The organism is Streptomyces sp. NPDC002055 (assembly GCF_040296705.1).
GTDB lineage: Bacteria > Actinomycetota > Actinomycetes > Streptomycetales > Streptomycetaceae > Streptomyces.
Genome location: NZ_JBEOXS010000047.1, coordinates 17,020 through 42,655 on the forward strand (window position 1 = coordinate 17,020; position 25,636 = coordinate 42,655).

25 protein-coding genes are annotated in these 25,636 nt (G+C 71.6%); 12 read left to right on the forward strand and 13 right to left on the reverse strand.

Going from position 1 to position 25,636, the window contains the following annotated elements; translation table 11 throughout:
• Positions 1 to 26 precede the first annotated feature (26 nt).
• Complete coding sequence (locus ABT112_RS25415; RefSeq protein WP_351513284.1) at positions 27 to 317, reverse strand: DUF2530 domain-containing protein; 291 nt, start codon at positions 315 to 317, stop codon at positions 27 to 29.
• Positions 318 to 530: 213 nt separating this feature from the next.
• Here ABT112_RS25415 and ABT112_RS25420 point away from each other — a divergent pair, with 213 nt between their 5' ends.
• Positions 531 to 2,000: an NCS2 family permease gene (locus tag ABT112_RS25420; RefSeq protein ID WP_351513285.1), complete on the forward strand. Its 1,470-nt coding sequence runs from the start codon at positions 531 to 533 to the stop codon at positions 1,998 to 2,000.
• Here ABT112_RS25420 and ABT112_RS35420 read toward each other — a convergent pair.
• Positions 1,955 to 2,257: a hypothetical protein gene (locus tag ABT112_RS35420; RefSeq protein ID WP_502975439.1), complete on the reverse strand. Its 303-nt coding sequence runs from the start codon at positions 2,255 to 2,257 to the stop codon at positions 1,955 to 1,957. The two genes, ABT112_RS25420 and ABT112_RS35420, sit on opposite strands and share 46 nt — an antisense overlap.
• A 132-nt stretch (positions 2,258 to 2,389) precedes the next feature.
• Here ABT112_RS35420 and ABT112_RS25430 point away from each other — a divergent pair, with 132 nt between their 5' ends.
• The 3 genes from ABT112_RS25430 to thpR all read left to right on the forward strand — a co-directional run bounded on the left by ABT112_RS25430 (position 2,390) and on the right by thpR (position 4,947).
• A complete protein-coding gene (locus tag ABT112_RS25430; protein ID WP_351513287.1) occupies positions 2,390 to 2,863 on the forward strand; it encodes a MarR family winged helix-turn-helix transcriptional regulator in 474 nt (157 codons plus the stop codon).
• Between the two features lie 83 nt (positions 2,864 to 2,946).
• Entirely contained in the window at positions 2,947 to 4,311 is a 1,365-nt protein-coding gene (locus ABT112_RS25435; RefSeq protein ID WP_351513289.1) for an MFS transporter, read from the forward strand.
• A gap of 72 nt (positions 4,312 to 4,383) precedes the next feature.
• Complete coding sequence (gene thpR, locus ABT112_RS25440) at positions 4,384 to 4,947, forward strand: RNA 2',3'-cyclic phosphodiesterase (RefSeq protein WP_351513291.1); 564 nt, start codon at positions 4,384 to 4,386, stop codon at positions 4,945 to 4,947.
• A 462-nt stretch (positions 4,948 to 5,409) separates the two neighbouring features.
• Here thpR and ABT112_RS25445 read toward each other — a convergent pair whose 3' ends face one another.
• From ABT112_RS25445 to ABT112_RS25455, 3 genes are all read right to left on the reverse strand, one after another.
• Positions 5,410 to 6,402 (reverse strand): aldo/keto reductase, encoded by a 993-nt coding sequence (locus tag ABT112_RS25445; protein ID WP_351513293.1) that lies wholly within the window; start codon positions 6,400 to 6,402, stop codon positions 5,410 to 5,412.
• Positions 6,403 to 6,557: 155 nt separating this feature from the next.
• Positions 6,558 to 7,199 carry a response regulator gene (locus ABT112_RS25450; protein ID WP_351513295.1) on the reverse strand — a complete coding sequence of 214 codons (642 nt, stop codon included), beginning with the start codon at positions 7,197 to 7,199 and terminating at the stop codon, positions 6,558 to 6,560.
• Positions 7,196 to 8,401, reverse strand: coding sequence for a sensor histidine kinase (locus tag ABT112_RS25455; RefSeq protein ID WP_351513297.1), 1,206 nt, complete (start codon positions 8,399 to 8,401; stop codon positions 7,196 to 7,198). The genes ABT112_RS25450 and ABT112_RS25455 overlap by 4 nt, the downstream gene beginning before the upstream one ends.
• Positions 8,402 to 8,729: 328 nt before the next feature.
• Here ABT112_RS25455 and ABT112_RS25460 point away from each other — a divergent pair, with 328 nt between their 5' ends.
• The gene (locus ABT112_RS25460) at positions 8,730 to 9,299 is read left to right on the forward strand and encodes a GlcG/HbpS family heme-binding protein (RefSeq protein ID WP_351513344.1); all 570 of its coding nucleotides are present in this window, start codon (positions 8,730 to 8,732) and stop codon (positions 9,297 to 9,299) included.
• A gap of 187 nt (positions 9,300 to 9,486) precedes the next feature.
• Here the strand turns inward: ABT112_RS25460 and ABT112_RS25465 are convergent, their stop codons facing one another.
• The 3 genes from ABT112_RS25465 to ABT112_RS25475 form a co-directional block, all read right to left on the reverse strand.
• Positions 9,487 to 10,170, reverse strand: a complete 684-nt coding sequence (locus ABT112_RS25465) for a GDSL-type esterase/lipase family protein (protein ID WP_351513299.1) — start codon at positions 10,168 to 10,170, stop codon at positions 9,487 to 9,489.
• 7 nt (positions 10,171 to 10,177) lie between these two features.
• Positions 10,178 to 10,633 carry an ATP-binding protein gene (locus ABT112_RS25470; RefSeq protein ID WP_351513301.1) on the reverse strand — a complete coding sequence of 152 codons (456 nt, stop codon included), beginning with the start codon at positions 10,631 to 10,633 and terminating at the stop codon, positions 10,178 to 10,180.
• A 243-nt stretch (positions 10,634 to 10,876) separates the two neighbouring features.
• On the reverse strand, positions 10,877 to 12,115 hold the full coding sequence (locus ABT112_RS25475) for a helix-turn-helix domain-containing protein (RefSeq protein ID WP_351513303.1): 1,239 nt from the start codon (positions 12,113 to 12,115) through the stop codon (positions 10,877 to 10,879).
• 153 nt (positions 12,116 to 12,268) lie between these two features.
• Here ABT112_RS25475 and ABT112_RS25480 point away from each other — a divergent pair, with 153 nt between their 5' ends.
• The 6 genes from ABT112_RS25480 to ABT112_RS25505 all read left to right on the forward strand — a co-directional run bounded on the left by ABT112_RS25480 (position 12,269) and on the right by ABT112_RS25505 (position 17,607).
• Positions 12,269 to 13,279, forward strand: a complete 1,011-nt coding sequence (locus ABT112_RS25480; RefSeq protein ID WP_351513305.1) for a hypothetical protein — start codon at positions 12,269 to 12,271, stop codon at positions 13,277 to 13,279.
• Between the two features lie 376 nt (positions 13,280 to 13,655).
• Positions 13,656 to 14,873 carry a helix-turn-helix domain-containing protein gene (locus ABT112_RS25485; protein ID WP_351513306.1) on the forward strand — a complete coding sequence of 406 codons (1,218 nt, stop codon included), beginning with the start codon at positions 13,656 to 13,658 and terminating at the stop codon, positions 14,871 to 14,873.
• A 280-nt stretch (positions 14,874 to 15,153) separates the two neighbouring features.
• Positions 15,154 to 15,573, forward strand: a complete 420-nt coding sequence (locus ABT112_RS25490; protein WP_351513308.1) for a hypothetical protein — start codon at positions 15,154 to 15,156, stop codon at positions 15,571 to 15,573.
• 98 nt (positions 15,574 to 15,671) lie between these two features.
• A complete protein-coding gene (locus ABT112_RS25495) occupies positions 15,672 to 16,196 on the forward strand; it encodes a hypothetical protein (protein WP_351513310.1) in 525 nt (174 codons plus the stop codon).
• On the forward strand, positions 16,166 to 17,053 hold the full coding sequence (locus tag ABT112_RS25500) for a protein kinase domain-containing protein (protein ID WP_351513312.1): 888 nt from the start codon (positions 16,166 to 16,168) through the stop codon (positions 17,051 to 17,053). Before ABT112_RS25495 ends, ABT112_RS25500 begins: the two co-directional genes overlap by 31 nt.
• Positions 17,050 to 17,607, forward strand: coding sequence for a GNAT family N-acetyltransferase (locus ABT112_RS25505; protein ID WP_351513314.1), 558 nt, complete (start codon positions 17,050 to 17,052; stop codon positions 17,605 to 17,607). The genes ABT112_RS25500 and ABT112_RS25505 overlap by 4 nt, the downstream gene beginning before the upstream one ends.
• Before the next feature lie 62 nt (positions 17,608 to 17,669).
• Here ABT112_RS25505 and ABT112_RS25510 read toward each other — a convergent pair whose 3' ends face one another.
• The 5 genes from ABT112_RS25510 to serC all read right to left on the reverse strand — a co-directional run bounded on the left by ABT112_RS25510 (position 17,670) and on the right by serC (position 22,337).
• Positions 17,670 to 18,332 carry a DUF2238 domain-containing protein gene (locus ABT112_RS25510; protein ID WP_351513316.1) on the reverse strand — a complete coding sequence of 221 codons (663 nt, stop codon included), beginning with the start codon at positions 18,330 to 18,332 and terminating at the stop codon, positions 17,670 to 17,672.
• A gap of 233 nt (positions 18,333 to 18,565) precedes the next feature.
• Positions 18,566 to 19,537, reverse strand: a complete 972-nt coding sequence (locus ABT112_RS25515) for a hypothetical protein (protein ID WP_351513317.1) — start codon at positions 19,535 to 19,537, stop codon at positions 18,566 to 18,568.
• A gap of 65 nt (positions 19,538 to 19,602) precedes the next feature.
• Positions 19,603 to 20,271 (reverse strand): hypothetical protein, encoded by a 669-nt coding sequence (locus ABT112_RS25520; protein ID WP_351513319.1) that lies wholly within the window; start codon positions 20,269 to 20,271, stop codon positions 19,603 to 19,605.
• A 303-nt stretch (positions 20,272 to 20,574) separates the two neighbouring features.
• Positions 20,575 to 20,979 (reverse strand): PPOX class F420-dependent oxidoreductase, encoded by a 405-nt coding sequence (locus ABT112_RS25525; protein ID WP_351513321.1) that lies wholly within the window; start codon positions 20,977 to 20,979, stop codon positions 20,575 to 20,577.
• Positions 20,980 to 21,218: 239 nt separating this feature from the next.
• The gene (gene serC, locus ABT112_RS25530) at positions 21,219 to 22,337 is read right to left on the reverse strand and encodes a phosphoserine transaminase (RefSeq protein ID WP_351513323.1); all 1,119 of its coding nucleotides are present in this window, start codon (positions 22,335 to 22,337) and stop codon (positions 21,219 to 21,221) included.
• Positions 22,338 to 22,716: 379 nt separating this feature from the next.
• On the opposite strand from serC, the gene ABT112_RS25535 reads away from it, so the two are divergent.
• A complete protein-coding gene (locus tag ABT112_RS25535; protein ID WP_351513325.1) occupies positions 22,717 to 25,578 on the forward strand; it encodes an FAD-binding and (Fe-S)-binding domain-containing protein in 2,862 nt (953 codons plus the stop codon).
• The last annotated feature ends 58 nt before the right edge of the window (positions 25,579 to 25,636 follow it).

Sequence of the window (25,636 nt, forward strand, 5' to 3'; positions counted from 1 at the left end):
CGGCATGCCGCGGCCCGGCGGACGGTTCAGGCCGCCGTGGTGCCGTCCGCGCCCGGGTCCGGTCCGGCCCGCTCGGACTCCGCCCGCTGGATGGCGGCCTCCCGCCGGCGCACGTACCAGAGGCCGATGAGACCCAGCCCGGCACCGGCCAGGCAGGTCCACAGCCACCACAGATACCCGTGCGCGTCGAACCAGCCGTAGAACGGGAGCTGCACGAGGAAGAGGACGAACCACAGGACGGTGCCGCCCAGAACGGTCCCGACGACGTTGCCCTCGAGCGGCTCCGGGGCCTCGTGCCTGGGTCTCCACTTCGTCATGCGCACAGCTTACGGGCCGCTGTCGCGGGGCCCGACGGCACGTGGTGCTTGGGTCTACGCGCGGAGATGGTGATCTTTGGGTTATGCATTCATACTGACCCGGTCCAGGGTTCGACGTGTTTTGTTCGTTCGTTCATCCAAGTCGCGCCCGGTCGTGCTCCCGGCCTCTTCGGCCGCCTCCCCGCCTCCCGGCCCGTACCACTGAGGTCCCGTATGCCCTCCTCGGCCTCGACCCCGGTCGACTCCCCGCCTCCGCACCACCACCCGTCGCCGGAGAATCCGCTGGACCGGTTCTTCAAGATCTCCGAGCGGGGCTCGACGATCTCCCGGGAGATCCGCGGCGGGCTGGCCACGTTCTTCGCGATGGCCTACATCATCGTGCTGAACCCGATCATCCTCGGCTCGGGTGTGGACAAGTACGGCCACCACCTGGACACGGCGCAGCTGGTCACCGCGACCGCGCTGCTGGCCGGTCTGACGACCGTCCTCATGGGCATCATCGGCAACGTCCCGATCGCCCTCGCCGCCGGCCTCGGCATCAACGCCGTCGTCTCGCTCCAGCTCGCCCCCAAGATGAGCTGGCCGGACGCGATGGGCATGGTCGTCCTGGCCGGTCTGGTGCTGATGATCCTGGTCGCCTCGGGGCTGCGGCAGCGGGTCCTCGACGCCATCCCGGCCGGGCTGCGGCGGGCGATCGCCATCGGCATCGGCCTGTTCATCGCGCTGATCGGGCTGGTCGACGCCGGCTTCGTGACCCGGAACCCGGACGCCGCGCACACCACCGTCCCGCTCGGCCTGGGCACCGGCGGCCGGCTGGAGGGCTGGCCGGTTCTGATCTTCGTGATCGGGCTGGCGTTCACCTTCGTGCTGGTGATCCGGAAGGCCAAGGGCGCGATCCTCATCGGCATCGTGACGATGACCGTCGTCGCGATCGTGGTCAACACCGTCGAGGACATCCCCGGCAAGGCGTGGGGCCTCACCGTCCCCGAGGTGCCGAGCAAGATCGTGGACACCCCGGACTTCGGGCTGATCGGCGACGTCAGTCTCTTCGGCGGCTTCCACGAGGTCGGCGTCATCACCGGCTGCCTGTTCGTCTTCACCGTGCTGCTGTCGGCGTTCTTCGACGCGATGGGCACCATCATCGGCGTCGGCGAGGAGGCCGGGCTGACCGATGAGAACGGCCAGATGCCGGGCATGGGCAAGGTCCTGATGGTGGACTCCGCCGCGGTCGCGGCGGGCGGTCTCGGCTCGGCCTCGGCGACGACCTGCTTCGTGGAGTCCACGGCGGGCGTCGGCGAGGGGGCGCGCACCGGTCTGGCCAACGTGGTCACCGGCGGGCTCTTCCTGCTGGCCCTGGTCTTCACCCCGCTGGCGACGGTCGTCCCGTCGCAGGCGGCGACCCCGGCGCTGCTCGTGGTCGGCTTCCTGATCATGGCCGCCAACGTGCGGGAGATCGACTGGAGCGACTACACCGTCGCGGCCCCGGCCTTCCTGACGATGATCTCGATGCCGTTCACCTACAGCATCACCAACGGCATCGGCATCGGCGTGCTGTCGTTCATCCTCTTCCGCGCGGCGACGGGCCGGTTCCGTACGGTGCCGTGGCTGCTGAACGCCGTCGGATTCTGCTTCCTCGTCTACTTCCTGCTCGGCCCGATCGAGGACGCCCTCGGCGTCTCGTGATCCCTCCGCCGATCACGTGACCCCGGCTGTCCGTCGCCTCCCTCCGCAGGCGGCGGTATCCGGCCCGTGGGGGCGGTCTCCCCGTCGTAGAAGCGGGCGGTGGCGTCGACCGCCGTTCTGAACCGCTCGTCGAAGTCGTCGCGCATGAGCGTCCGGACCACATAGTCCTGGACGCTCATGCCGCGTTTCGCGGCGTGCTCCCGGATCCGGTCGAGCAGCTCACCGTCCAGTCGCAGGCTGAGCACCTCTGATCCCATCTCCGTACGGTCCCGACGGCCGGGGCGGAGTGGGGCCGGTTTCCGGCCCCATGTCACTCGTTCGGGTGAGTGCGGCCGGAGTCACACGCATCCCCTTGGTCCTTAGCATGGGTAATGAGTTAGGCTAAAGACATGTCGGAACCCGCTCACCCCCTTCCTCCGGCGGGGGGAGCCCCGGACGTCGCCGCAGCCGACGCCCAAGCCGTGAACGCGCTGCGGTCCGCCGTGATGCGTCTGTCCCGCAGGCTGAAGCACCAGCGGGTCGACGAGTCGCTGAGCCCGACGGAGATGTCGGTGCTGGGCACCCTCGCCCGCTGCGGCTCCGCGACACCGGGCGAGCTGGCGCGCAAGGAGCACGTCCAGCCGCCGTCGATGACCCGCATCGTGGCGATGCTGGAGGCCAAGGGGCTGGTCCGGCTGGAGCCGCACCCGGAGGACCGCCGCCAGAAGGTGGTGACCCAGACGGAGCGGGCCGAAAGCATGCTCGAAGAGAGCCGCCGGAAGCGCAATGCCTGGCTCGCGGAGCTGGCGGGGCGGCTCGACGATGAGGAATGGGCCGCGCTGCGTGCCGCAGCGCCCGTTCTGGAGAAACTCGCGCACCTGTAGCAGCGCGGCGCGGAGCGCGCGCCCGGCAGGCCGTGCACGGGTTGAGACCACGACCGCACGCACGACGAGGAGGCGACCCCACGTTGAGTACGGGACCCGGAGCAGACTCCGCACCCGCACCGAACACCCCCGACGACGACACCATCACCGCGAAGCCGCGCGGCTCCACCTTCAGCTCCCTGAAGATCCGTAACTACCGGCTCTTCGCCACCGGACAGGTGGTCTCCAACACCGGCACCTGGATGCAGCGCATCGCCCAGGACTGGCTGGTGCTCAGCCTCACCGGATCCTCGGCCGCCGTGGGCATCACCACGGCCCTGCAGTTCCTGCCCATGCTGCTCCTCGGGCTCTACGGCGGTGTGATCGCCGACCGGTTCCCCAAGCGGCAGCTGCTCCTCATCACCCAGACCGCGATGGGCCTCACCGGCCTCGCGCTCGCCGTCCTCACCCTCAGCGGGCAGGTCCAGGTCTGGCACGTCTATCTGATGGCCACCCTCCTCGGTGTGGTCACCGTGGTCGACAACCCGGCCCGGCAGGCCTTCGTCGCCGAGATGGTCGGACCGGCCGAGCTGCGCAACGCCGTCAGCCTGAACTCCGCCAACTTCCAGTCCGCCCGGCTGGTGGGCCCCGCCGTCGCCGGTGTCCTCATCACCGCCGTGGGCAGCGGCTGGGCGTTCCTGCTCAACGGGCTGTCCTTCATCGCGCCCATCGCCGGCCTGCTGCTGATGCGCGCCGCCGAACTGCACCGGGTCGACACCGCGCCGCGCGGCAAGGGGCAGCTGAGGGAGGGCCTGCGCTACGTCGCGGCCCGCCCCGACCTGATCTGGCCGATCGTCCTGGTCGGCTTCATCGGCACCTTCGGCTTCAACTTCCCGATCTGGCTGACCGCCTTCGTCGACGACATCTTCCACGCCGGCGCGGGCACCTACGGCCTGCTCAACACCCTGATGGCGGCCGGTTCGCTGATCGGCGCCCTGCTCGCCGCCCGCCGCGGCACCTCACGGCTGCGGCTGCTCGTGGGAGCGGCGGTGCTCTTCGGCCTGCTGGAGATCACCGCGGCCCTGGCGCCCACCTTCTGGGTCTTCGCCGCGCTGCTGGTGCCGATCGGCGCCTTCGGCCTGACGATCAACGTCACCGCGAACAGCAGCGTGCAGCTCGCCACCGATCCGGCCATGCGCGGCCGGGTGATGAGCCTGTTCATGATGGTCTTCATGGGCGGTACGCCGGTGGGCGCGCCGATCGTCGGCTGGCTCACGGACGTCTACGGCGCCCGCGTCGGCTTCGTCGCCGGCGGTCTGGTGTCGCTGGCCGCGGCGGTCGGTGTCGGCCTGATGCTGGCCCGGGTCGGCGGGCTGCGCCTCAAGGTCGACCTGCGGCGCGGACACCGGCATCTGGAGTTCGTGGCCCGCGCGCCCTCGCCGGAGGAGAAGCTGGCGACGGCTGCCTGAGCGGGCCGGAGCCGCTCGGGAGGTGTCCGTGAACCGCTCACCGGTGTCGTTCCCGTGCGCGAGACTGACCGGATGAGACTCTTCGCCGCTGTGCTGCCGCCCGAGGAGGCCGTCGCGGAGCTCGCCGACGAGGTCCGCACCCTGCACGCGCTGCCCACCGCCGGTGAGCTGCGCTGGACGGGCCACGAGAGCTGGCACTTCACACTCGCCTTCTACGGGGAGGTGCCGGAGGACGTGGTGCCGGAGCTCCGCGAGCGGCTGGCCCGCGCCGCACACCGGCACGGCCCGTACGAGCTGCGGCTCGCCGGCGGCGGACGGTTCGGCGACCGCGCGCTCTGGGCGGGCGCCGACGGCGACCGCGAGGCCATGCGGCACCTGGCCGGCACCGCCTCCGCGGCCGGCCGGCGGGCCGGGGTCCGCTTCGACGACCACCGGCACTTCACCCCGCACCTCACCATCGCCCGCAACCGCCGGGACGCGGACCTGCGCCCGTACGTGGCGGAGCTGGCGGAGTTCGTCGGCAGCCCGTGGACCGTCCGGGAGCTGTGCCTGGTCCGCAGCCATCCGCCGGTGCCGGGGGCCGCGGGGCAGCAGCCCCGGTACGAGACGGTCGGGGCGTGGCCGCTCGGCGAGTGACCGTTCGTTGTGCGACCGGGCGGTGTGTGACCGCTCGGGGAGTGACCGGGCGGTGTGTGACCGCTCGGGGAGTGACCGGGCGGTGAGTGACCGCTCAGGGAGTGACCGGGCGGTGTGTGACCGCTCGGGGAGTGACCGGAGCGCGGCCGCCCCGCGGGAGCGGTCACCGGGGCGGGGACGGACCGGTCGGGGAGCGGCCGGAGCGACGGGGGAGAGTGCGGGGCGAGCGAGGGGCGGTCGGAGCTGTGGGCTCCCGCCCCGCTAACCTCGAAGCGTGGACCCGAAGATGAGAACCCGGATCGTCAGTGGCGCGCTCGTGCTGATACTCGTCGTCGTCGCCGTGGCGGCCGCGCTCGGCTGAGCACGGCCGCCGTTCCCGCGCCCCCGCCGCTCAGCCCCCGCGGCTCAGCCCCGGGCGAAGGCCTCCGCCGGGCATCACCGGGCGAAGGCCTCCGGCGGCCGTCACCAGGCGAAGGCCTCCGGCGAGGGGCCCGGGCCCGGGAAGATCTCGTCGAGCGAGGCGAGCAGCTCCTCCGACAGCTCCAGCTCCGTCGCGCGCAGCCCCGACGCCAGCTGGTCGACGGTGCGGGGACCGACGATCGGACCGGTGACGCCCGGCCTGGTCAGCAGCCAGGCGAGCGCCGTCTCGCCGGGCTCCAGACCGTGCTTGTCGAGCAGGTCCTCGTAGGCCTGGATCTGCTGACGCTGCGCGGTGTTGGCCAGCGCCTCGGCGGACCGGCCCGTGGCGCCGCGCTGCGCACCGCCCTCCCGCTCCTTGCGGATCGCCCCGCCCAGCAGGCCGCCGTGCAGCGGCGACCAGGCGATGACGCCCAGGCCGTACTCCTGCGCGGCCGGGACGACCTCCATCTCCGCGCGGCGCTCGACGAGGTTGAACAGACACTGCTCGCTCACCAGGCCGTAGGAGTGGCGGCGCCGCGCGGCCTCGTTGGCCTGCGCGATGTTCCAGCCCGCGAAGTTGCTCGACCCGACGTAGAGGATCTTGCCCTGCTGGACGAGGACGTCCATCGCCTGCCAGATCTCGTCCCACGGGGTGGAGCGGTCGACGTGGTGGAACTGGTACAGGTCGATGTGGTCGGTGCCCAGCCGCTTCAGGCTGGCGTCGACGGCGCGGCGGATGTTGAGGGCCGACAGCTTGTCGTCGTTGGGCCAGGGCTCGCCGGCGCCCATGTGGCCGAACAGCTTGGTGGCGAGGACGACCTTGTCGCGGCGGTCGCCGCCCTTGGCGAACCACGAGCCGAGGATCTCCTCGGTACGGCCCTTGTTCTCGCCCCAGCCGTAGACGTTGGCGGTGTCGAAGAAGTTGACGCCCGCGCCGAGCGCGGCGTCCATGATGGCGTGCGAGTCGGCCTCGTCGGTGACGGGCCCGAAGTTCATCGTGCCGAGGACCAGTCGGCTGACCTTGAGTCCGGTGCGTCCGAGCTGCGTGTACTTCATGGTTCACCAGCCAACGCCCTGGAGTGCGCTCGAAGCAAGGCCCCTCGCGCGGTGGAGCTCCCGGCCCGTCGAGACGCCCGCCGTGCTCACCCGGCCCGTGCCGCCGTGCTCACCCGGCCCGTGCAAGGGCCGCCGCCGGTTGCGCGGGGCCGCCCTCACGGCACCAGTCGCCGCTCCTTCGCGACCGCCACGGCGCCCGCGCGGGTCTCCACGCCGAGCTTGTCGTAGACGCGGCGCAGGTGGGTCTTGACCGTGGCCTCGCTGATGTACAGGGCGCGGGCGATGTCCCGGTTGCCGAGGCCGCGGGCGAGCTGGGCCAGGATGTCGCGTTCCCGGTCGGTGAGGGTGGTCCGGGGCCGGCGCAGGCCGGCCATGACGCGGCCGGCCACCGGCGGGGACAGGGCGGCACGCCCCTCGGCGGCGGCGTGGATCGCGGCGAAGAGCTCATCGGGGCGCTCGGCCTTGAGCAGGTAGCCGGTGGCGCCCGCCTCGATGGCGCGGGTGATGTCGGCGTCGGTGTCGTAGGTGGTGAGGACCAGGACGTGGAGGGAGGTTCCCGGGACGGAGGTGAGGCGGCGGGTGGTCTCCACGCCGTCGATCCCCTCGCCCAGCTGCAGATCCATCAGCACCACGTCCGGGGCGAGCTTCGCGGCCAGCGCGAGCGCCTCCTCGCCGGTGCCGGCCTCACCGACCACCTCGATGTCCGCGGCGCTGTCGAGCAGGGCGAGCAGCCCGGCCCGCACGACGGCGTGATCGTCGCAGACCAGGATGCGCACGGGAGCGCGGTCGGGGGTCATCGGGGCGCCTCCAGGGGGACGGCGGCGGACAGGACGGTGCCCTCGCCGGGCGCGGACTCGACGGTCAGGGTGCCACCGAGTGCGCGCAGCCGGGCCCGTACGGCGGGCAGCCCGTGCCCGCGTCCGCTGCCGGGGAGGTCGGGCAGCGCGGCGGGGTCGAAGCCCTGGCCGTCGTCGGAGACGTCCAGGACGACCTCGTCGTCGAGGAGGGTGAGGGTGAGCGTGGCTGAGCCGGCGGCGGCGTGCTCGCGGACGTTGGCCAGGGCGCCCTGGGCGATGCGCAGCAGGGCGGACTGGACCCGGTCGGGCAGCCGGGCGAGCCGGCCGTCGTCGTCGACGTGGACGCGTACGGTGAGCTGCGCCCCGGACTCCCGCGCGGCCAGGGCGCGCAGCGCCTGATCGAGGCCGCCGCCGCGGGCGAGGTCGGTGGGGGCCAGGTCGTGCACGAAGCGCCGGGCCTCGGTGAGGTTGTGCTCGGCGACGCCCGCGGCGGTGCGGACGTGGGCACGGGCCTTGTCCGGTTCGGTGTCCCACACCCGGTCCGCCGCCTGGAGCAGCATCCGCTGGCTGGACAGGCCCTGGGCGAGCGTGTCGTGGATCTCCATGGAGAGCCGCTGGCGTTCGGCGAGGGTGCCCTCGCGGCGTTCGGCGGCGGCGAGTTCGCGGCGGGTGCGGATCAGGTCGTCGATCAGGACGCGCTGGCGGGCGGTGTGCCGTTCCATCTGCAGGAAGACGGCGGTGGCGAGGGCGGCGACGGCGGGCGGCGCGAGCACGAGGTTCGGGTCGAAGCGCCCGGCCAGTTGTACCTGCGCGGCGACGACGAGCGCCGTCAGGACCGCCACGAGAACGAGGGCCGCGCGGGGCGGCAGCGTGCGCAGGCCGGTGTAGAAGAGGGGCACCGCGCACCAGGCGAAGCTGGGCGCGAGCACGACCAGCACCATCCACACCACGACGACCAGCGCCAGCCAGGCCGAACGCCGCCGGTTCGGTCGCGTGCCCGCGTCGCCCATCCCGGGCCCCAGCAGGTGCAGTACGGCGAGCACGACGCACAGCCCGATGATCCATGGGGTGCGCGGCTCGCCCGGATGGCGCAGCAGGAAGCGGGCGAGCGCTCCGCCGAGCAGCAGGAAGAACGCCGTGTGCAGCACGGCGCCGAGCCACCGGGTGTCCACGGCGCTCGGTTCGTCACACCGGTTCCGCATCCGGATCCTGCTCCCCTCACGCGTGCGTCGATGGGCCCGGCGACCCGCAGAGCGGCGTCGAGCTGGGCAAACACCTCCATTGTGACCGCGTGCGGGGGCCGGGCGGTCAACCGATCGGATGACCCCGGTGTCGTCCGTCCCGCAGCGCCGGGGCAGCCGGAACGCCGACCGTCCGGGCCGGGTTCCGGGCCGAGGGTGGAGAGCGGACGCAGCAGGGGCGGCAACCGGGCCGCCCGCCCAGCTGCCGCCCGTCCACCTGAAGCCCGTCCACCTGAAGCCCACCCGCTTGAAGCCCGCCCACCTGAGGAGTCGACCGACCATGAACGCCATGAACCCCGTGCACAGGACGTTCTCCCGCCGTGCCCGCCTCGCCACCGGCGGTGCCGTGCTCACCGCCGTCGCCCTGTCGGGCTTCGGCGCGGTGTCCGCGAACGCCTCCGCACCCGCCGCGACGTCCGCCCCTGCCGCCCCGGCCTCCGTCCCGGCCCGGGCCACCACCACCTCCACCCATCTGACGATCGACGCCGCCACCAAGGCCGCGCGGGCCGCGCTCGACGCCGCCGAGAAGGAGAACCAGCGGGTCACCGTCGCCGTCGTCGACCGCAACGGCAACACGATCGTCACCCTGCGCGGCGACGGCGCCGGCCCGCAGTCCTACGAGTCCGCCGAGCGCAAGGCGTTCACCGCAGCCGCCTGGAACGCCCCCACCTCCCAGCTGGCCGAGCGTCTGCAGCAGGCCCCGAACCTGAAGGACATCCCCGGCACCCTGTTCCTGGCGGGCGGTGTCCCCGTCACCGCCGGGAAGGCGCCGATCGCCGGCATCGGCGTCGCAGGCGCTCCGTCCGGGGCGCTGGACGAGAAGTTCGCGCAGGCGGGAGCGGACGTGGTCGCCGGCTAGGACGGATCCGGCGTTCGCGCAGACGGGAGCGGACGCGGTGGCCGGCCGGTCAGGACGTGTCCGGGCGATGTCCGGAGACAGATCCCGGGTGATGTCCGGAGGCGGACCCCGGGTGACGTTCGGCGGCGGATGACGAGGGCTGCCGTCGACCGTCCCGGGAGGGGGCGCATGATCGCCCGGCCACGTCCTACCGGGGCTCGTACGGGCCGCCGAGGTCCCACGCCTGGTACATCGCGTCGGCGTAGGCTGCGGCCAGCCGGTGTTCGCCGGAGGCGTTGGGGTGCGTCCCGTCGTAGGTGTCGCGCTGGGTGTCGTAGCCCTCCGGGCGGGACGCCAGCAGCAGCGGGGACGTGGGCGAGTCCAGGTCGGCGACGGTCTTCGCCAGCAGCTCGTTGAAACGGCGGCACTGCTCGGCGAACGGCGGGTCGGACTCCGCGCGGATGTTGGGTATCACCGGCAACAGCACCATCCGGATACGGGAGTTGGCCTCGCGGGCCTCCGCGACGAAGGCACGGACGTTGGCCGCGGTCTGCTCCGCGTCGGTGTAGAAGCCGAGGTCGATCAGGCCGAGGGAGACCAGCAGCAGATCGGCGCGGTGCTCGGCGACTGTCTCCCGGATCAGCGGCGCCATGTGCAGCCAGCCCTCGCCCCAGCCCGCGAGATGACACCGGGCGCGCTCGGGGAAGTCCGGGTCGGCGTAGGCCTGGGAGTCGGCGGCGCCGGAGTACGGGTCGTGCAGCCCGGTGCGCGGCCCGACGATGCGGTACGGGCCGCCGAACTCCCGGTTGAGGTGCTGCCACATCCGATAGCGCCAGGTGTGCTCGCCGGCGCCTCCGATGGTCATCGAGTCGCCGACGAACATGATTCGCATCGGGCCATCATCCCGGATGGCGGCCCCGGCCTGCGACGTGACGATGGCCACGCGGGGGCGTTCCGGTTCCGTGCCCTGCGCGGTCGGGGGCCACAGCGAACTCCGCCCAGACCTTCTTGCCGCGCGGTGTCGGTTCCCAGCCGCACCGGGCGGAGAGGAGCGCGACGAGTTCCAGGCCGCGGCCCGTCTCGTCCACACCGGTCGCGGTGCGGGGCCGTGGGCCGGCCGGGCAGCCGTCGAAGACCTCGACGAGCAGGCGTCCGTGCTCCGCGAAGAGCCCGACGGAGATCAGCCCGCCCGCGTGCACCACGGCGTTGGTCAGCAGTTCCGACGTCACCAGCTCCACCGCGTCCGCGAGTTCCGGGGTGAGCTGTATCCAGCGACGGGCGGTGTCGAGGATGCGGTGCCGGGCGGGGGCGACGGCGCACGGAACTCCGGTGACCAGGAAGCGGGCGGTGGGCATGGGGCGGGCCATCTCCTCGGCTCGGTGCCCGGTTCCGCGCGGACCGGTGGGCCGCACGGGCGGGGCGCTGCTGGGATGCCGCTCGGAGCCCTCTTCCCCAGGCGGGCCGGGGCTGTTGCCCGGCCGGGGCGCCGAGCGGCACACACAGCCAACCGCGATCGAGGGCACCGGGACATGGGGACGGTCCGTGCCGGACGGATTACGCGGCGCGAAGTGATACGCCGTGTATCAGTTGCCGTCCGGTCAGCCGGTGCGCCCGTTCAGATGCTCGACCAGGGGCAGTAATCCGTCGATCCGGCGCCGCCCCTTGCCCTCCACGATCTGCCGGACGATCACGCGCGCGAGCACCTGGTACCGCATCCACTCCGGTGTGGCCTCCCTGACCCGGGTCAACGTGGAGACAGCTGGGGTGAATTGGCTTTCCCAGGTCTGGGCCTGCGCCACGTCCAGCAGGTGGCGGCTGCGGCCGGTGGGCGGGACGCGGCGGGAGGGGGTGACCCGTTTCGCCAGGCGGAGTGCTTCACCGGATCTGCCCTGGGACACGGCGACTTCGACCGCGATCATGTCGATCTTCGCCGGGCCGAAGAAGGCGTAGTTGCCGCCGTTCGTGTAGTCGGTGGCGTCGTCCCGCACCACGGTGGTGCAGCGGCGGGTCTCGTCCAGCAACTCCTTCGCCCCGTCGTGGTCCTCCTGGCGCGAGGCGGCCGTCACCGCGCAGAGCATCAGCCGTCCCCACATGCGCAGGGCCGGGTAATCGGAGGGCGAGACGCGCGGGTTGAGCTCGGCCGCCTTCGCCACGGCGATCCGGGCGGCCAGTTCCGGTTCGTTCTGGCGGAGCAGCACCCAGGAGAGGCCGGTGCAGCCCGCGGCCACGAGGAGCGGGTCCTCCGCCGCGTCGGCCGCGAGCATCGCCCGGTCCAGCGCCGACCGGGCCAAGTCGTCCTGGGCGAGGTGAACGGCGGCGTGGGCGGCGAGCTGGTAGCCGCGGCTGAGGTCGGCCGCCGCCTCGCGGGCGCCCTCCCCGCGGAGGCTGCGCACGGCCGCCTTCGCGCCCCCGATGAGGTCGGGGAGGCCGCCGATCAGGAGGGCGTGCCGACCGTCGTGGTACGCCTGCCACAGGATCCGTACGGTGCGCCGCAGTTCGTCGAGGGCCGGGCCTTCGCGCTCCTCGACGGTCACCGGGACGCCGGGCATCTCGTCCAGCGCGTGAATGCTCCGGCGGAGGACGGCGACGCTCGCGGTCCGCTCCCCGTCCTCCTGACGGAGCGCCTGGGGCTGGCCGAGCAGCGCCGAGGGCTTGACGTCCAGGGCGCGAGCCAGCTTGGCGAGGGTGCCCATCAGTGCTGTGGAGCGCCCGTCGCGCTCCAGTTTGCGGATGGTGGCGACGCTGACGCCGGAGGCGTCGGCCAGCTCCTGCTGGGTGAGCCCGGTCTGGCCACGGAGGCGGGCGAGGTTCTGACCGATCGAGGGCTCGTCGGGCATGGCGGCTCCGTCCTGGCGGTGTGCTGCGGACGCTACTCGCCCGGACCGCCGAGGGGGACTCGACCGGACGGACCGGCCCACGATGGGGCTCCCGGCCGCCTCCGGCCGGTTCGCGTGGCACCGACCGTGTCCGGCAGGTGGCAATCTTTAGGGATGCGTTCGCTTCTGTGCGCCCTCGGCGCCGCTGCCCTGGTTGTGGTTCCGGCCGCCGTGCCCGCGGCGGCCGCCGGTCCCGACGGCCCGTCCTCGTTCAGCATCGAGGACCAACGGATCACGGAGTCCAGCGGGCTGGCCGCCAGCCGGGAGCACCCCGGGATCTACTGGACGCACAACGACAGCGACGACGGCCCGTACGTCTACGCGGTCGACAGCGCCACCGGCCGCACCGTCGCGACCGTCACGCTCAGCGGCATCGACACCCGGGACGTCGAGGCGATCTCCGTCGGGCCCGGCGGCCGGGTCTACGTGGGGGACATCGGCGACAACCTGGGCGGCGGCTGGCCGGAGGTGTGGATCTACCAGTTCCAGGAGCCGAAGGAGCTGCGGGACACCACGGTCACCCCGGTGCGCTACACCGTCCGCTACGACGGGGGGCCGCGCGACGCGGAGTCGCTGCTGGTCCACCCGAAGACCGGCCGGGTCTACATCATCAGCAAGCACGAGGACGGCGGCGGGCTGTTCGCGGGGCCGAAGCGGATGTCGGCGTCCGGGGTGAACACCTTCGAGCGAATCGCCGACATCGACCTGTGGGCCACCGACGCCGCCTTCTCGCCCGACGGCAGCCGGCTCGCCGTCCGCAGCTACTTCTCGGCGCTGGAGTACCGCTGGAAGGACGGCGCCCCGGAGCGACTCGGGCAGCCCAGCCTCCCCATACAGCGGCAGGGCGAGTCGGTGACCTTCACGCCCGACGGCCGGGCGCTGATGTACGGCACGGAGGGTGCCCGGTCCCGGGTGACGCGGGTGGATCTGCGGAGTGAGCTGCTGCCCGACTCGGCGGCGCAGGAGGAGTCCGAGGACGGCAAGGGCTCCTCCGGCGCGCGGGACCGGGACGACGACGGTGACAGCAGCCTCGAAACCGACCTCAACCTGGTGGTGGGCGCGCTGGCGGTGGCCGGGGTGGCCGTGCTGCTGCTGGGGCTCGGCCGGATCTTCCGCCGGCGGTGACTGCCTGGACGGCCTGACGCCGTTCTGGCCCTTAGCGGCGAGGGCGTCGTGGCCCCCTACGTGGAGAAGTCGTCAGGCTTCGTAGTCGCTGACCCTCGCTGCCAACCACTGGTAGCGACTGCAGCTGCCGCAGGTCAGCCGAGGGAATGGCGACGCCCGCGGCCCGCCGCTCGGCACGGTGAGCGGGGGCATCGGGTGCAGGGTAGGGGCTACGCGGCGGGCGACCGTCCACACGCCGCCCGGAGCGAAGAGGAACATGCGCAGCCCGTAGGCCAATCGGCCCGCCCCCAAATGCCGTGGAAGCGAGCCGTAGGCGTATCCCAGGCCGAAGCCTGCGGAGTACCGTTTCGAGTGGTGAAGTCGAAACGGAGTCCAGATGCCCAATCATGCCGACGAGAGCATCGGGGCGAGGATCGCCTCCTATCGGAACCTCGCGGGCTACACCCAGCGTGAGTTTGCCGAGCACTCCCACCTCTCCCTGGGGAACATCCGCAAAGTTGAGCGGGGCGAACGCCTGCCCACTCACGGCTTTCTCGCCACCGTCGCCCGAACACTTGCTGTGAGCGTGGAAGAGCTGACCGGCCAGCCCTACCGTGGACAGCAACCATCTGACGAGAAGGCACACGCCCCCATCGCTGCCATCCGGGCCGTGGTGCGTGCATTCGATCTACCTCCGGAGTGGCGAACCACGCCGCGCCCTCTGGCGGACATTGCCGGTGACCTTGAGGATGCCACCCGCCACCGTGCAGCGGCCCGGTACACCCGGCTCGGCCGGGCACTACCCGAACTGCTGGAAGAACTGACAGCTGCGGTGCATCTGTTGGAAGGTGATAAGAAGCTCCAGGCCGCGAAGATGTTGGCTTCCGCCTACTACATGGCACACTGCCTCGCCTACCGGCTCGGATATGCGGACCTCGCTGGGCAGTTGGATGACCGGCAGCGCTGGGCAGCAGGCATCTCGGCCGATCCGTTGACGGTTGCGCTCGCCCAGTGGTCACGAGCCGGAGGCTTCCAGGCTGCCCGCGAGTACGGCGCCGGGCTCCGGCTCTTGGACCACGCTCGTGACCAACTCAGCGAAGAAGCAGGCACATCCTCGTCGTCTGTTGTGACGCTGCTGGGCAGCCTGCGACTGCGTGAGGCCACGCTCGCTTCCCGCGCCCGAGACGTGCAGGCCACAGAGCACCATCTCGCCGAGGCTTCCCGGCTCGCCGTGCGGATCCCTGACCAAACAGACCGGGTGCACTACCACCTTACGTTCGGCCCGGCGAACGTCGCGGTACACGACATCGCGGCGCAGGTCGAACTCAAGAATGCCGATGAGGCCGCGAAGAGAGCGAGCGCTCTGCGCCTGCCCCCGTCGCTACCGCCCACCCGGCGGGGACATCACCACATCGACGCCGCGCGTGCCTTCCTTGCCGTCGGCGATCGGGGCAAGGCCCTGACAGCCTTGCAAGATGCCCGTCATGTGGCACCTCAACAGACCCGGTATCACCCCATGGCCCGCGAGGCGGTACGGCTCCTCGCGCAGCAGTACCGCCGTGTTGGCCAGGACGTACGGACGCTTGCCGCATGGATGGGCCAAGCAGTGGCCTGACCGGGAGGGCAAGCGGCTGTCAAGTTGAGCAGCAGTCAGGAAGTACCCCGGTATGGGGTACTTCCCTTGCTTTGTAGTGAGCATCCTGTGACTGTCGGTCGCCGCAGAGTTCCCGGAGCATGCAACGACGAGTCGGCCACTCCGGCCGTGGATACCTCGCCGATGCTCTGTACGCCCTGACGAACACCGGGTCGCCCCTTGTACCCCGGGTCCCGGTGGAGGAAAGAGGCCAGCTCCGCCCGGCCGCCGGCACCACTCGAATCAACGAGAGGAGCACACCGTGAGCACCAACACCGTGGAGCAGGTCGAACTCGGCAGGTTCCTTGAGGTCGCCGTCCGGCAGTTCGATGCCGGCTGCACTGCCCCGGAGATGTTCTCCCCGGCCATCGACAGCGAATGGCACCGTCTTCTCAACTCGCCGAACTACCAGGAATTCTGCATCGAACACGCCGGGCGCCGGATCGGGCACGCCCCGAATGTGGGAGCCGGTGAAATCTCCTGGGTCCGTGCCTATGGGGAGTTGTTCGGGCCACTGCCCGAAATCTGGTTCACCGACCAGCACGGGGGCCTGGACCACGAGAGGCTGGCCCGCTATCGCGAGACTGGGACCGTGGTCGCCGAATGGGACTGTTCGCCAGTCCCGGGCGACGGCGGCGACGTGGCGGCGCCCACACGACAGGCGGCGGCAGCAACCCTGTGATGACCATGTCCGTTGGCGGAGCGCGCCGGTCCAGTGCTGGGGCGCTCCGCCTCATCGCATCCCGCACGACCACCCCCCGGGCAGATATCGTCGCCTACATGCGGGCCGTCACCGCCCACTGTCCCTACCTCGCCCCGTCCCTCGATCGCGGACTGACCGGCTGGACGCTGTACGAAGCCGTCGGCGCCTCCCAGGATGTCGAGGCCGAGGTGTTTCATGCCGCCGTGCAGGCCGCTGAATGGGTTCGGCCCTTGGTGCCCCGCGCCCATGGGGCGGTCGTGTGCGAAAACGTGGCCATCCTGGGCGCCGGAAGGGAAGTGTTGCAGTGGCCGCACTGGGCTCTGAAGCACCTATACGGGCCGGTGGGGTTGATGATCGGCAAGTTCGCTGCGGGGGAGGAGCGCACCGACCGCAGCGGCCGTAGTGTCCCGCCGCCACCGGTTTCGTTCCTGCCGGTGCGGGCCGCCGTCCGGCCCCGCGACGGGCGGTTCCTGCAAGGCACTCCGAACCTGGCGGCTGCCGTGGCGTCCGCGGAGGACGACGGCCGCGACGTGTTCAGCCATCTCGGGCACGACTGGAAGGACATCAGATTATGGGCGCAGCACCTCCGGCCGAGGCGGTAGCAGCCCTCGAGCAGTTGTTGGGTCCGGCCATCTGCGATCTGCTCAGTGACCGGCGAGGCTCCCGCGCATGGAAGGTCATCGGCTCCCGGGGAACTGTGGCATTGAAGGCCAACAACCCCGAGGCCGCACCTGGGCGCGACAAGGTCGCGGAGATGGCCCAGGAGGACCGGCACCTCCGTGCTCTCGCCGACGCGGGCGCCGTCAGTCCCGGGTACCGGGTCGATGCGGGCGCGTGGGAGGGCGGCCGGTGGCTGGCGGTCCGCTGGATCGACGGAACCCCCTCGTGGACCGCCATGGCCCTGGCCCGCGGGACCGAGGGAGACCGGCCCTCGGTACGGCCGTGGCTCCTGGGTATTGCCCGGACCTGGGCGGAGCAGCTTGAACGGCTGCACGCAGCCGGCTGGGCCCACGCCGACGTGCAGCCCACCAACACCCTCATCACCCCCGACGGCCGCGCCGCACTACTCGACTTCGCCCTGTCGTGCGGGCACGAGAGGGCAGGTCGGCTTCCGTACCGGGGCGCCCTGACCCACACCACCGCACCCGAGATCGCCGACGCCCTCCTGACCACATCCGCCGACACCCACATCCAGGCCCAACCGCCGGCCGACATCTGGGGACTGGGCGCATCCCTGTTCTGGTGCTGGACCGGACGCCGCCCTGTCCCCTACGCCGATGACACCCCGCGGGTGGACAAGCTCCACGCCATCGCCGCCGGAAAGCGCCTCTGGTTCGATGACGCCCGGCCGTGGTCCTTCCCCGTCTTCGAGGAGATCGTCACCGCGTGCATGGCACCCGTCCCCAACGAGCGGCCTACCGCCGCCGACCTGGTCGCCCTCATCGAGGAGACCCAGTGATCACGCTGCGGGACCTGGTCCCCGGTGACGCGTTGGCCGTGCAAAGGATCTACAGCGGCGCTTCCGTCACCTTCACTCGCGGATACGTCATGACCATCGGGGAGGCCACCACCTGCGTCACGACCGCCATCACTCAAGCCCGGGTGAGCCCGCGCGAACGGTGGTGTTTCGGCGTCACCGCCGGTGCTGACCTGATCGGGGTAATCAAGCTCCGGGACCGGGGCGCCGGTCACGCCACCTTGAGCTACATCTTGCGGGAAGACAGTTGGGGGCGCGGGTACGGCACCGCTGCTGTCCGGCAGGTCATCGCGTATGCGTTCACTGCCACCCACTTGGACCGGCTGAGCGCCAAGCATCATCCCGACAATCCCGCCTCCGGTTGCGTGCTGGCCAAGGCCGGGTTCACCCGCACCACCGTCTTCCAGGGCCGGGTGGACGGCCTGGCGGTGGCCTACCCGGTCTACGAGATCCACCGTGTCCCCGCGCCGGGGACTCGTCGGCCGGTGACCCCGTCGCCGACGCCTGACGGCTCAACCGCCCAAGACAGCGGGTGAGCGGCCCGGAGTGGCTCTGTACGCCTGCGCCGCGCGGTGCAGCGATCGCCGCAGTGCTGCGCTCAGGCCGGGACTGCGGGCGAGGCCGCCGGGGCTGCGGTGGGAGCCGTGAGGCGCGCGAGCCCGCGGTCGTGGAACCGGCTGAGCAGGGTCAGCGCGAGAACCGCCCCGATCAGCGCACAGGCCATGTCCCACTGGGTGTCCCACTGGTCCCCCTGGGTGGCGAGGAAGGCATCGGCCGACGCGCCGCCCGCCAGCGCCGCCCACCACTCGATCATCTCGAAGAAGGCGCTGAACGCCAGGCAGCCGCAGACCGTGAGCGGCGCCAGCCAGGCGCTGCCGCGCAGCGGCGAGGTGCGGACCAGCAGTTCGCGGACCAGGATCGCGGGCACGAAGCCCTGTGTGAGGTGGCCGATCCGGTCGTAGGGGTTGCGCTCCAGGCCGAGGGTGTCCTGCAGCCAGTGTCCGAACGGGACCTCGGCGTAGGTGTAGTGCCCGCCGACGATCAGGACGAGCGCGTGCGCGGCGAGCAGACAGCACAGCAGCGGGGTGAGCTGGAACCGCTTCCACAGCAGCACGAGGACCGGCAGGCCGACGATCACCCAGAACGTCTCCAGGACCCAGGTCAGCCGGTCGTGCGGCTGGAGCCCGGAGAGGACCAGCGCGCAGAGCACGCCGGCGGCCAGCGCCGGGGGCAGCACTCGGGAGACGGACACGGAACTCATTCGATCAGCCCTCGGAGACATCGGTACGGACGGAGACATCGGTACGGACCGACGCGGGGAGCGCCGGGCCACGCCAGCATCAGGGGCGGGCCGCGGCGCTGTCATGAGTACGGGACCCCAGATTGGCGGCTTCGCACCGTGGGTACCGGGCCTCGGGCGGACGCCCGGTACCCACCGGTGTGCGACTGGCCTGTCCGCGGTGCGGGCCCCTGTTCAGGCCGTTGGTGCGGAGGTCATGAACCGGTGCCGCTGCGTGAGTCGACGACTGCCTGGGCTTCCTGCACGGTGACATCCTGGTCGGTGCCGAAGGCTCCGTCCGGCAGCTGATCGCCCGTGCCTCCGGTTCCCTTCCACTCGACCTTCCAGGTAATGGTTGCCCTGAGCTTGTACGGGGCGGTGCCCGATGTGGCTCGCAGATAGGTCAGTCCGCACGGGGGAGTCCGTTCGGCGTTTCCCTTGGAGTAGGGTCGGCCGATGCTGCCATTCTTGCCGATCGGGCATTCGCCGGATGACGGGTGCAATTCGACATCCTTGGTTCCCGCATCCAGCTTGAGTGCGACCGGCGTTGCGGTGGTGGTCGCCTGGATATTGAGCCCCCCGGCGACAGAGGCCGTGACCGAAATCGGCTTGAAGGTGGCTCTGTCGAGCCAGGCCCAGGTCGCGAGGTTGACCGTTTGACGGTCGTCCGGGTTGATCTCGATTCTGCTTTCGGGGACCTTGATCTGCTGGTATGCCAGCCCGGCAAGGATTTCCGGATCGATGGCGTTCTCGACCTTCGGGGTCTTACCGTTGTCTGCCCAGAACGGCAGCCGGTCACAGGATCCCTTTTTGAGGACATCTGGTTCCGCGGGGTTCTCCACCGCGGCCCACCACATGCCCTTGCCTTGCTTGTCCTTGTTGTAGTTCTTGTACTTGCCGTCCTTGTACTCCCGGCGATACTCGTCAACGGCCCGTTTCGCGTAGTTCGCCTGTCCGGGGTAGTTGATGGTTTCCTTGTACTCCTTCTCGGTCTTCTTCGCGAATTCCTCGGGATTCCATAACGGTGCGTACCAACAGGGCGGCGGGGTCCAATTGCTTCCGGACACGGTCAGGCCACCCGTCGAACGCCCCGATCCGTTCTTCGAGGTGTCGTAGGAGATCTTCGCGGCCTGGGCGTAGAGCGTGTCATCCTTCCGCCCTCCCGTGGCGGGGGTGGTGATGTCCACCGGGTCCCCGGCGAATGCCGGGGCTGCCGGGCAGGTCAACGAGACAGTCAGTAGTGCGGAGACGGTCAGTCTTGTTGCGAAACGTCCTTGCACTGTGTGGCCTCCCCCTTGACCTCAATCGACTTGGCCCGCCAAAGATTTTCCTCGGGGGCGCGCTCCATCACCAGCTCGAAGACGGAGTAGTCCTTGTCGCTCTCCTTCGTCCGGAGAACCTTCTTGGTCTTGACTTCCTTGCCGTACAGTTTCGACTGGTCATGGCAGAAGCTTACGGCTGCCCTTTTGTCGTCCGTGGAAACTCTGACTTCGGGTCGGCTCCAGCGCTCGGTGCCGGTCAGCGTCCAGCCCCCGTCGATGTGCTTCTGAATCTGATCCTTGGCGTATTCTTTCGCGCTTCCGAGCGGGGCTGCATAGAACAGGTATGCCGGATCATTTGCGTCCTGCTCGATGACGCCGTGACGGATGGCCAGTGAAAAGTTCAGGGCGTCCTTCAGTGCGGCTGCCTGCTGAGAATCCGTCGGCGCCTTCCAATCGGCAACCGACTTGTAGTCGCCGGGGAATGGCATATTCGGTCGCTTGACGTGGTCGTCGGCCGGTGAGGTGCTCGATGAAGCCGAGGATTGGCCCTTGTTCGCCCCGGCGATCTCGTCGCTCTTCTTTTCCGTCCCGCCGCCGCAAGCGGCAAGAAGCAAGGCTGCGGCCGCCATGGAGAAGGCGGACGTGGTGCGACGGCGCACGGTGTGCTCCCTGGATGGTGAAGTTGTCATGTACGTCTGGACGCTACAGCGGTGTGCACCAATCCGTCATGGATTCACCGCGCAGTGTGATGACTTGAGAGGATGGAGTCCGCCTTCACCGGGATATACCGACAGTGACGTTCCTGCGTGGTGGGTCGGTGACTATGGCTGTCCAGTACACGGGGGATGTGGTGCTGGACGTGCCGACTGCCGAGCTGCGCCCCTGCAAGACCCTGCAAGAACGCAGACGACACCCGGGCCGACGGGGCTGAGCCGGTGCTCGCCGGTGTGCACGGTCGCCGGTCAGGATGCCGATTCGTCCTCCACCAGCCGCAGCTCGTAGTGGAGGGTCCGGTCGCGCTGGATGCGGTGTGCCGCCGGGACGAGGAAGCGCTGCACCACCGGGTACTTGCGTTCGATCAGGGCGCCGGCGTGGGCGTTCTCGCCTCCTCCGGCGTCGAGCAGGCGGGCGCGGGCCCGGCGGGTGCGTCCGGTCGGCTTGCCGAAGCGGGTGCAGGGGGCGATCTCCACCTCGGGGAAGTTGCGCATCCGCTTGACCTTGCCGGCTTTGCCGAAGGTGCGGATGTAGGCGTGGTCGCCCTCGACGGCGATGTGGACGGGCGTCCCCACGGACGTGCCGTCCCGCTTGTGCGTGGTCAGCAGGACGCAGCCCTGCCGCACAAACGGTGCGAGTCCTGGTGTGGCCATGACTCCATGGAGGCACAGAGCGGTGCGGCCGTCATCCCGGGCGGTCCCACGGGGCTGCCGGGCGTCCCGCGGGACCGGGCGCGCGCCCTCCACCGGGACGGGGATCCGGGGAACGGCGCCACCCATGCGTACGGGCCCCCGGGGCACCGCCGACACTCAGAGGACGACGTCGGCCCCACCCATGCGTACGGGCCCCCGGCGCGCTGCCGGAGGCCCGTATGCGGAGGCGGGGATACGCCTCAGAGCTTGTCGATGACGTAGTCGACGCAGGCGGTCAGGGCCTCGACGTCGGCGGGGGTGACGGCGGGGAACATGGCGACCCGGAGCTGGTTGCGGCCCAGCTTGCGGTACGGGTCGGTGTCCACGATGCCGTTGGCGCGGAGCGTCTTGGCGATGGCGGCGGCGTCGATGTCGTCGTTGAAGTCGATCGTGCCGACGACCTGGGAGCGCTTGGCCGGGTCGGTGACGAACGGGGTGGCGTGCGGGGACTTCTCGGCCCAGCCGTAGAGGCGGGAGGAGGAGTCGGCGGTGCGCTCGACGGCCCAGTCCAGGCCGCCGTTGCCGTTGATCCAGTCCAGCTGGTCGGCGAGGAGGAAGAGCGTCGCCAGGGCCGGGGTGTTGTAGGTCTGGTTCTTCAGCGAGTTGTCGATCGCGGTGGGCAGCGAGAAGAACTCGGGGATGTGGCGGCCGGAGGCGTGGATCCGGGCGGCGCGCTCCAGGGCGGCGGGGGAGAAGGCGGCGAGCCAGAGGCCGCCGTCCGCGGCGAAGGACTTCTGCGGTGCGAAGTAGTAGACGTCGGTCTCGGCGATGTCGACGGGCAGGCCGCCGGCGCCGGAGGTGGCGTCCACCAGGACGAGGGAGCCCTCGTCGGCGCCCGCGACCCGTTTGATGGGGGCGGCGACACCGGTGGAGGTCTCGTTGTGCGTGAGGCCGTAGACGTCGACACCGGCCTCGGCCCGCGGCTCGGGGTGCGTGCCGGGGTCGGAGGCGATGACGGTCGGGTCCGCCAGCCAGGGGGCGAGCCCCGCGGCCTTGGCGAACTTGGAGGAGAACTCGCCGAAGGACAGGTGCTGGGACTTGTTCTCGATCAGTCCGTGGGTCGCGATGTCCCAGAAGGCGGTGGAGCCGCCGTTGCCGAGCACCACCTCGTAGCCCTCGGGCAGGGAGAACAGGGAGCGGACGCCGTCGCGCACCCGGCCGACCAGGTTCTTCACCGGGGCCTGGCGGTGGGACGTGCCGAGGAGGGAGTCTCCGGTGGCCGCCAGGGCGCTGAGCGCCTCCGTACGCACCTTGGACGGGCCCGAGCCGAAACGACCGTCGGCGGGCTTGATGTCAGCGGGAATCTGGATCTCAGCCACGGTGGGCAGCCTAGTCCGTCGGGGCGGGGTGGCAGGGCGGAGTCCAGCGGATGAGACATATCGTTCCGCTTCGCGAGGGGCCGCCGGGCGGTGCGGCACCGTGCGGAGGGCGCGGGTCCGGGCCCGCGCCGACGGGGGATGCGCAGGCCGGGCCCCCGGGTGGCTGAACGGGGGCGCGGCGCCGATGGGCCCTTCACCGTCCCCACGGCGGGCCCCGGCGGCTCCGTCACCGTCCCCCTCCGGCGGCCCCGGCGGCCCCTTCACCGTCCGCACGACGGCCCCTCCGCCGTCCCCTCGACGGCCCCGTCACCCGTCCGCCCTACGGATCCTTCACCGTCCGCACAGGTGAAGGCGGCCGGGTTTCGGGCAGGCTGGGCCCATGGACAGGCGCAGGGACAGCGAGCTCTCCCCGGACGCGGCGCAGGCGCTGCGGACAGCGGTCCGTGGTGAGGTCTCCTTCGACTCCACGAGCCGGGCACTGATGACCATGGACGCGTCGAACTACCGGCGGGTCCCGGACGCCGTCGTCGCGCCGCGGGACGCCGAGGACGTCGCCGCCGCGCTCGCCGTCTGCCGCGAGCACCGGCTGCCGGTCGTCCCGCGCGGCGGCGGGACGTCGATCGCCGGCCAGGCCACCGGGGTGGGCGTGGTGCTGGACTTCACCCGGCACATGAACCGCATCGTGTCCGTCGACCCGGAGCGCCGGACCGCCGTCGTCCAGCCCGGGGTGATCCTCGACGAGCTGCGCCGGGCGGCGGGCGCGCACGGGCTGACCTTCGGCGCCGATCCGTCCACCCACGCCCGCTGCACCCTCGGCGGCATGATCGGCAACAACTCCTGCGGCTCGCACTCCGTCGCCTGGGGCACCACCGCCGACAGCGTGCACGAGCTGGACGTCCTGGCCTACGGCGGCGAGCGCGTCCGGCTGGGCCGCGGTGAGCGGACCACGGGGCTCCCGGCGCGGCTGCGGGACGGCGCCGAGGCCCTGGTCGCCGCGCGCCTCGCGCTGCTGCGCACCGGCTTTCCCGAGCTGCCCCGCCGGATCTCCGGCTACGCCCTGGACGAGCTGCTGCCGGAGAAGGGGGCCGACTGGGCGCGGGCCTTCACCGGCAGCGAGGGCACGCTCGGGGTGCTCACCGAGGCGAGCGTCCGGCTCGTCGAGGCGCCCGGCGCGCGGGTCCTGGCGGTGCTCGGCTACGAGGACGAGGGCGCTGCCGCCGACGCCGCGCACACCCTGCTGCCGCACAAGCCGCTGACCGTCGAGGGCATGGCCTCCGACCTGGTGCCCGGCGCCGCGGCGGCCCGGCTGCCCAAGGGCGGCGCCTGGCTGTTCGTCGAGGTCGGCGGCGCCGACGCGGCGGAGGCCCGGGCGCGGGCCGACGCGCTGTGCCGGGCCGCGGCGGACGGCACCACCGACCGCGACGTGGTCACCGACCCGGCCCGGCAGCGCGCCCTGTGGCGGATCCGCGAGGACGCCTCGGGGACCGCGACCCGGATGCCCGACGGCAGTGAGGCCTGGCCGGGCTGGGAGGACTGCGCGGTGCCGCCCGCCCGGCTGGGCGGCTATCTGCGGGACTTTCGCGGGCTGATGGCCGAGCACGGGCTGCGCGGCACGCCGTACGGGCACTTCGGCGACGGCTGCATCCACGTCCGGATCGACTTCGACCTGCTCACCCGCGACGGCGTGCGGCGCTTCCGGCACTTCTCCGAGGACCTCGCCGACCTGGTGGTGGAGCACGGGGGTTCGCTGTCCGGCGAGCACGGCGACGGGCAGGCGCGGGCCGAGCTGCTGCCGCGGATGTACGGGCCCGAACTGGTCGGCGCGTTCGAGGAGTTCAAGGATCTGTGGGACCCGGCGGGCGGGCTCAACCCGGGCATCCTCGCCCGGCCGGACCGGCTCGACGAGAACCTGCGCTTCGCGTCGCTGCCCCGGAAGCCGGTCGACGTGGAGTTCGGCTACCCGCACGACAGCGGCGACTTCTCCGCGGCGGTGCGCCGGTGCGTCGGCGTCGCCAAGTGCCGTACCACCGCGGTCGCCGGGGCCGGGGTGATGTGCCCGTCGTTCCGGGCGACGGGCGAGGAGCGGCACTCCACCCGCGGCCGGGCGCGGCTGCTGCACGAGATGCTCGCGGGCGAGGTCGTCACCGACGGCTGGCGCTCCACGGAGGTGCGGGACGCCCTCGACCTCTGCCTGAGCTGCAAGGGGTGCCGCAGCGACTGCCCGGTCGGGGTGGACATGGCCACCTACAAGGCGGAGTTCCTGCACCACCACTACGAGGGGCGGGTGCGCCCGGCGGCCCACTACGCGATGGGGTGGCTGCCGGTGTGGCTGCGCTCGGCCGCGGCGCTGCGGTCGGCCCCGCTGCTCAACGCGGCGGCGCGCGGTCCGCTGGGGGATCTCGGCAAACGGCTCGGCGGCATCGCGCCCGAGCGGAGCGTTCCGGAGCTGGCGCCCGAGCCGTTCACCCGGTGGTGGCGGAAGCGGGAGGGCCCGTCCGGCGGCGGACCGGCCGGGGCGGAGCGCGGCCGGACGGTCGTCCTCTGGCCGGACACCTTCACCGAGCACCTGGCGCCGTCGGTCGGCCGGTCGGCGGTGGCCGTGCTGGAGGCCGCCGGGCTGCGGGTCGTGCTGCCGCCCTCGCCCCGGCGCGGGGCGCTGTGCTGCGGGCTGACCTGGGTGTCGACCGGGCAGCTCGACCGGGCGCGGAAGGTCATGCGGCGCACCCTGGGGGCCCTCGCGCCGGTGCTCGGCTCCGGGCTGCCGCTCGTGGTGCTGGAGCCGAGCTGTGCGGCGGCCCTGCAGACGGACCTCCCGGAGCTGGTGGACGACGATCCGCGCGCCGCGGAACTCGCCTCGTCGGTACGGACCTTCGCGCAGGCCCTGGACCAGTACGCGCCGGACTGGGAGCCGCCGCGGCTGGACCGCCCGGTGGCCGGCCAGACCCACTGCCACCAGCACGCGGTCCTCGGGGACGCGGCGGAGCGCAGGCTGCGGGAACGGGCCGGGCTGACCGGTGAGCTGAGCGGCGGCTGCTGCGGCCTGGCGGGCAACTTCGGCTTCGAACGCGGCCATTACGACGTGTCGGTGGCCTGCGCGGAGGAACAGCTGCTGCCGTCGGTGCGGTCCGCGCCCGCCGGGACGGAGATCCTCGCGGACGGGTTCTCCTGCCGCACCCAGCTCGACCAGCTGTCCGGCCGCCGCGGGCGGCACCTCGCGGAGGTGCTCGCGGAGCACCTGTGAGGGGCGGGCGGGGAGTTGTTCCCACGGAACGCCCGGGGCGGCTTCCCGCCGCACGACC

Coding starts and splice junctions, on each gene's coding strand:
- ABT112_RS25415 (WP_351513284.1), bottom strand. CDS start 317: ATGACGAAGTGGAGACCCAGGCACGAGGCCCCGGAGCCGCTCGAGGGC.
- ABT112_RS25420 (WP_351513285.1), top strand. CDS start 531: ATGCCCTCCTCGGCCTCGACCCCGGTCGACTCCCCGCCTCCGCACCAC.
- ABT112_RS35420 (WP_502975439.1), bottom strand. CDS start 2,257: ATGGGATCAGAGGTGCTCAGCCTGCGACTGGACGGTGAGCTGCTCGAC.
- ABT112_RS25430 (WP_351513287.1), top strand. CDS start 2,390: ATGTCGGAACCCGCTCACCCCCTTCCTCCGGCGGGGGGAGCCCCGGAC.
- thpR (WP_351513291.1), top strand. CDS start 4,384: ATGAGACTCTTCGCCGCTGTGCTGCCGCCCGAGGAGGCCGTCGCGGAG.
- ABT112_RS25445 (WP_351513293.1), bottom strand. CDS start 6,402: ATGAAGTACACGCAGCTCGGACGCACCGGACTCAAGGTCAGCCGACTG.
- ABT112_RS25450 (WP_351513295.1), bottom strand. CDS start 7,199: ATGACCCCCGACCGCGCTCCCGTGCGCATCCTGGTCTGCGACGATCAC.
- ABT112_RS25455 (WP_351513297.1), bottom strand. CDS start 8,401: ATGCGGAACCGGTGTGACGAACCGAGCGCCGTGGACACCCGGTGGCTC.
- ABT112_RS25460 (WP_351513344.1), top strand. CDS start 8,730: ATGAACCCCGTGCACAGGACGTTCTCCCGCCGTGCCCGCCTCGCCACC.
- ABT112_RS25465 (WP_351513299.1), bottom strand. CDS start 10,170: ATGCGAATCATGTTCGTCGGCGACTCGATGACCATCGGAGGCGCCGGC.
- ABT112_RS25470 (WP_351513301.1), bottom strand. CDS start 10,633: ATGCCCACCGCCCGCTTCCTGGTCACCGGAGTTCCGTGCGCCGTCGCC.
- ABT112_RS25475 (WP_351513303.1), bottom strand. CDS start 12,115: ATGCCCGACGAGCCCTCGATCGGTCAGAACCTCGCCCGCCTCCGTGGC.
- ABT112_RS25480 (WP_351513305.1), top strand. CDS start 12,269: ATGCGTTCGCTTCTGTGCGCCCTCGGCGCCGCTGCCCTGGTTGTGGTT.
- ABT112_RS25485 (WP_351513306.1), top strand. CDS start 13,656: ATGCCCAATCATGCCGACGAGAGCATCGGGGCGAGGATCGCCTCCTAT.
- ABT112_RS25495 (WP_351513310.1), top strand. CDS start 15,672: ATGCGGGCCGTCACCGCCCACTGTCCCTACCTCGCCCCGTCCCTCGAT.
- ABT112_RS25500 (WP_351513312.1), top strand. CDS start 16,166: ATGGGCGCAGCACCTCCGGCCGAGGCGGTAGCAGCCCTCGAGCAGTTG.
- ABT112_RS25510 (WP_351513316.1), bottom strand. CDS start 18,332: ATGAGTTCCGTGTCCGTCTCCCGAGTGCTGCCCCCGGCGCTGGCCGCC.
- ABT112_RS25525 (WP_351513321.1), bottom strand. CDS start 20,979: ATGGCCACACCAGGACTCGCACCGTTTGTGCGGCAGGGCTGCGTCCTG.
- ABT112_RS25535 (WP_351513325.1), top strand. CDS start 22,717: ATGGACAGGCGCAGGGACAGCGAGCTCTCCCCGGACGCGGCGCAGGCG.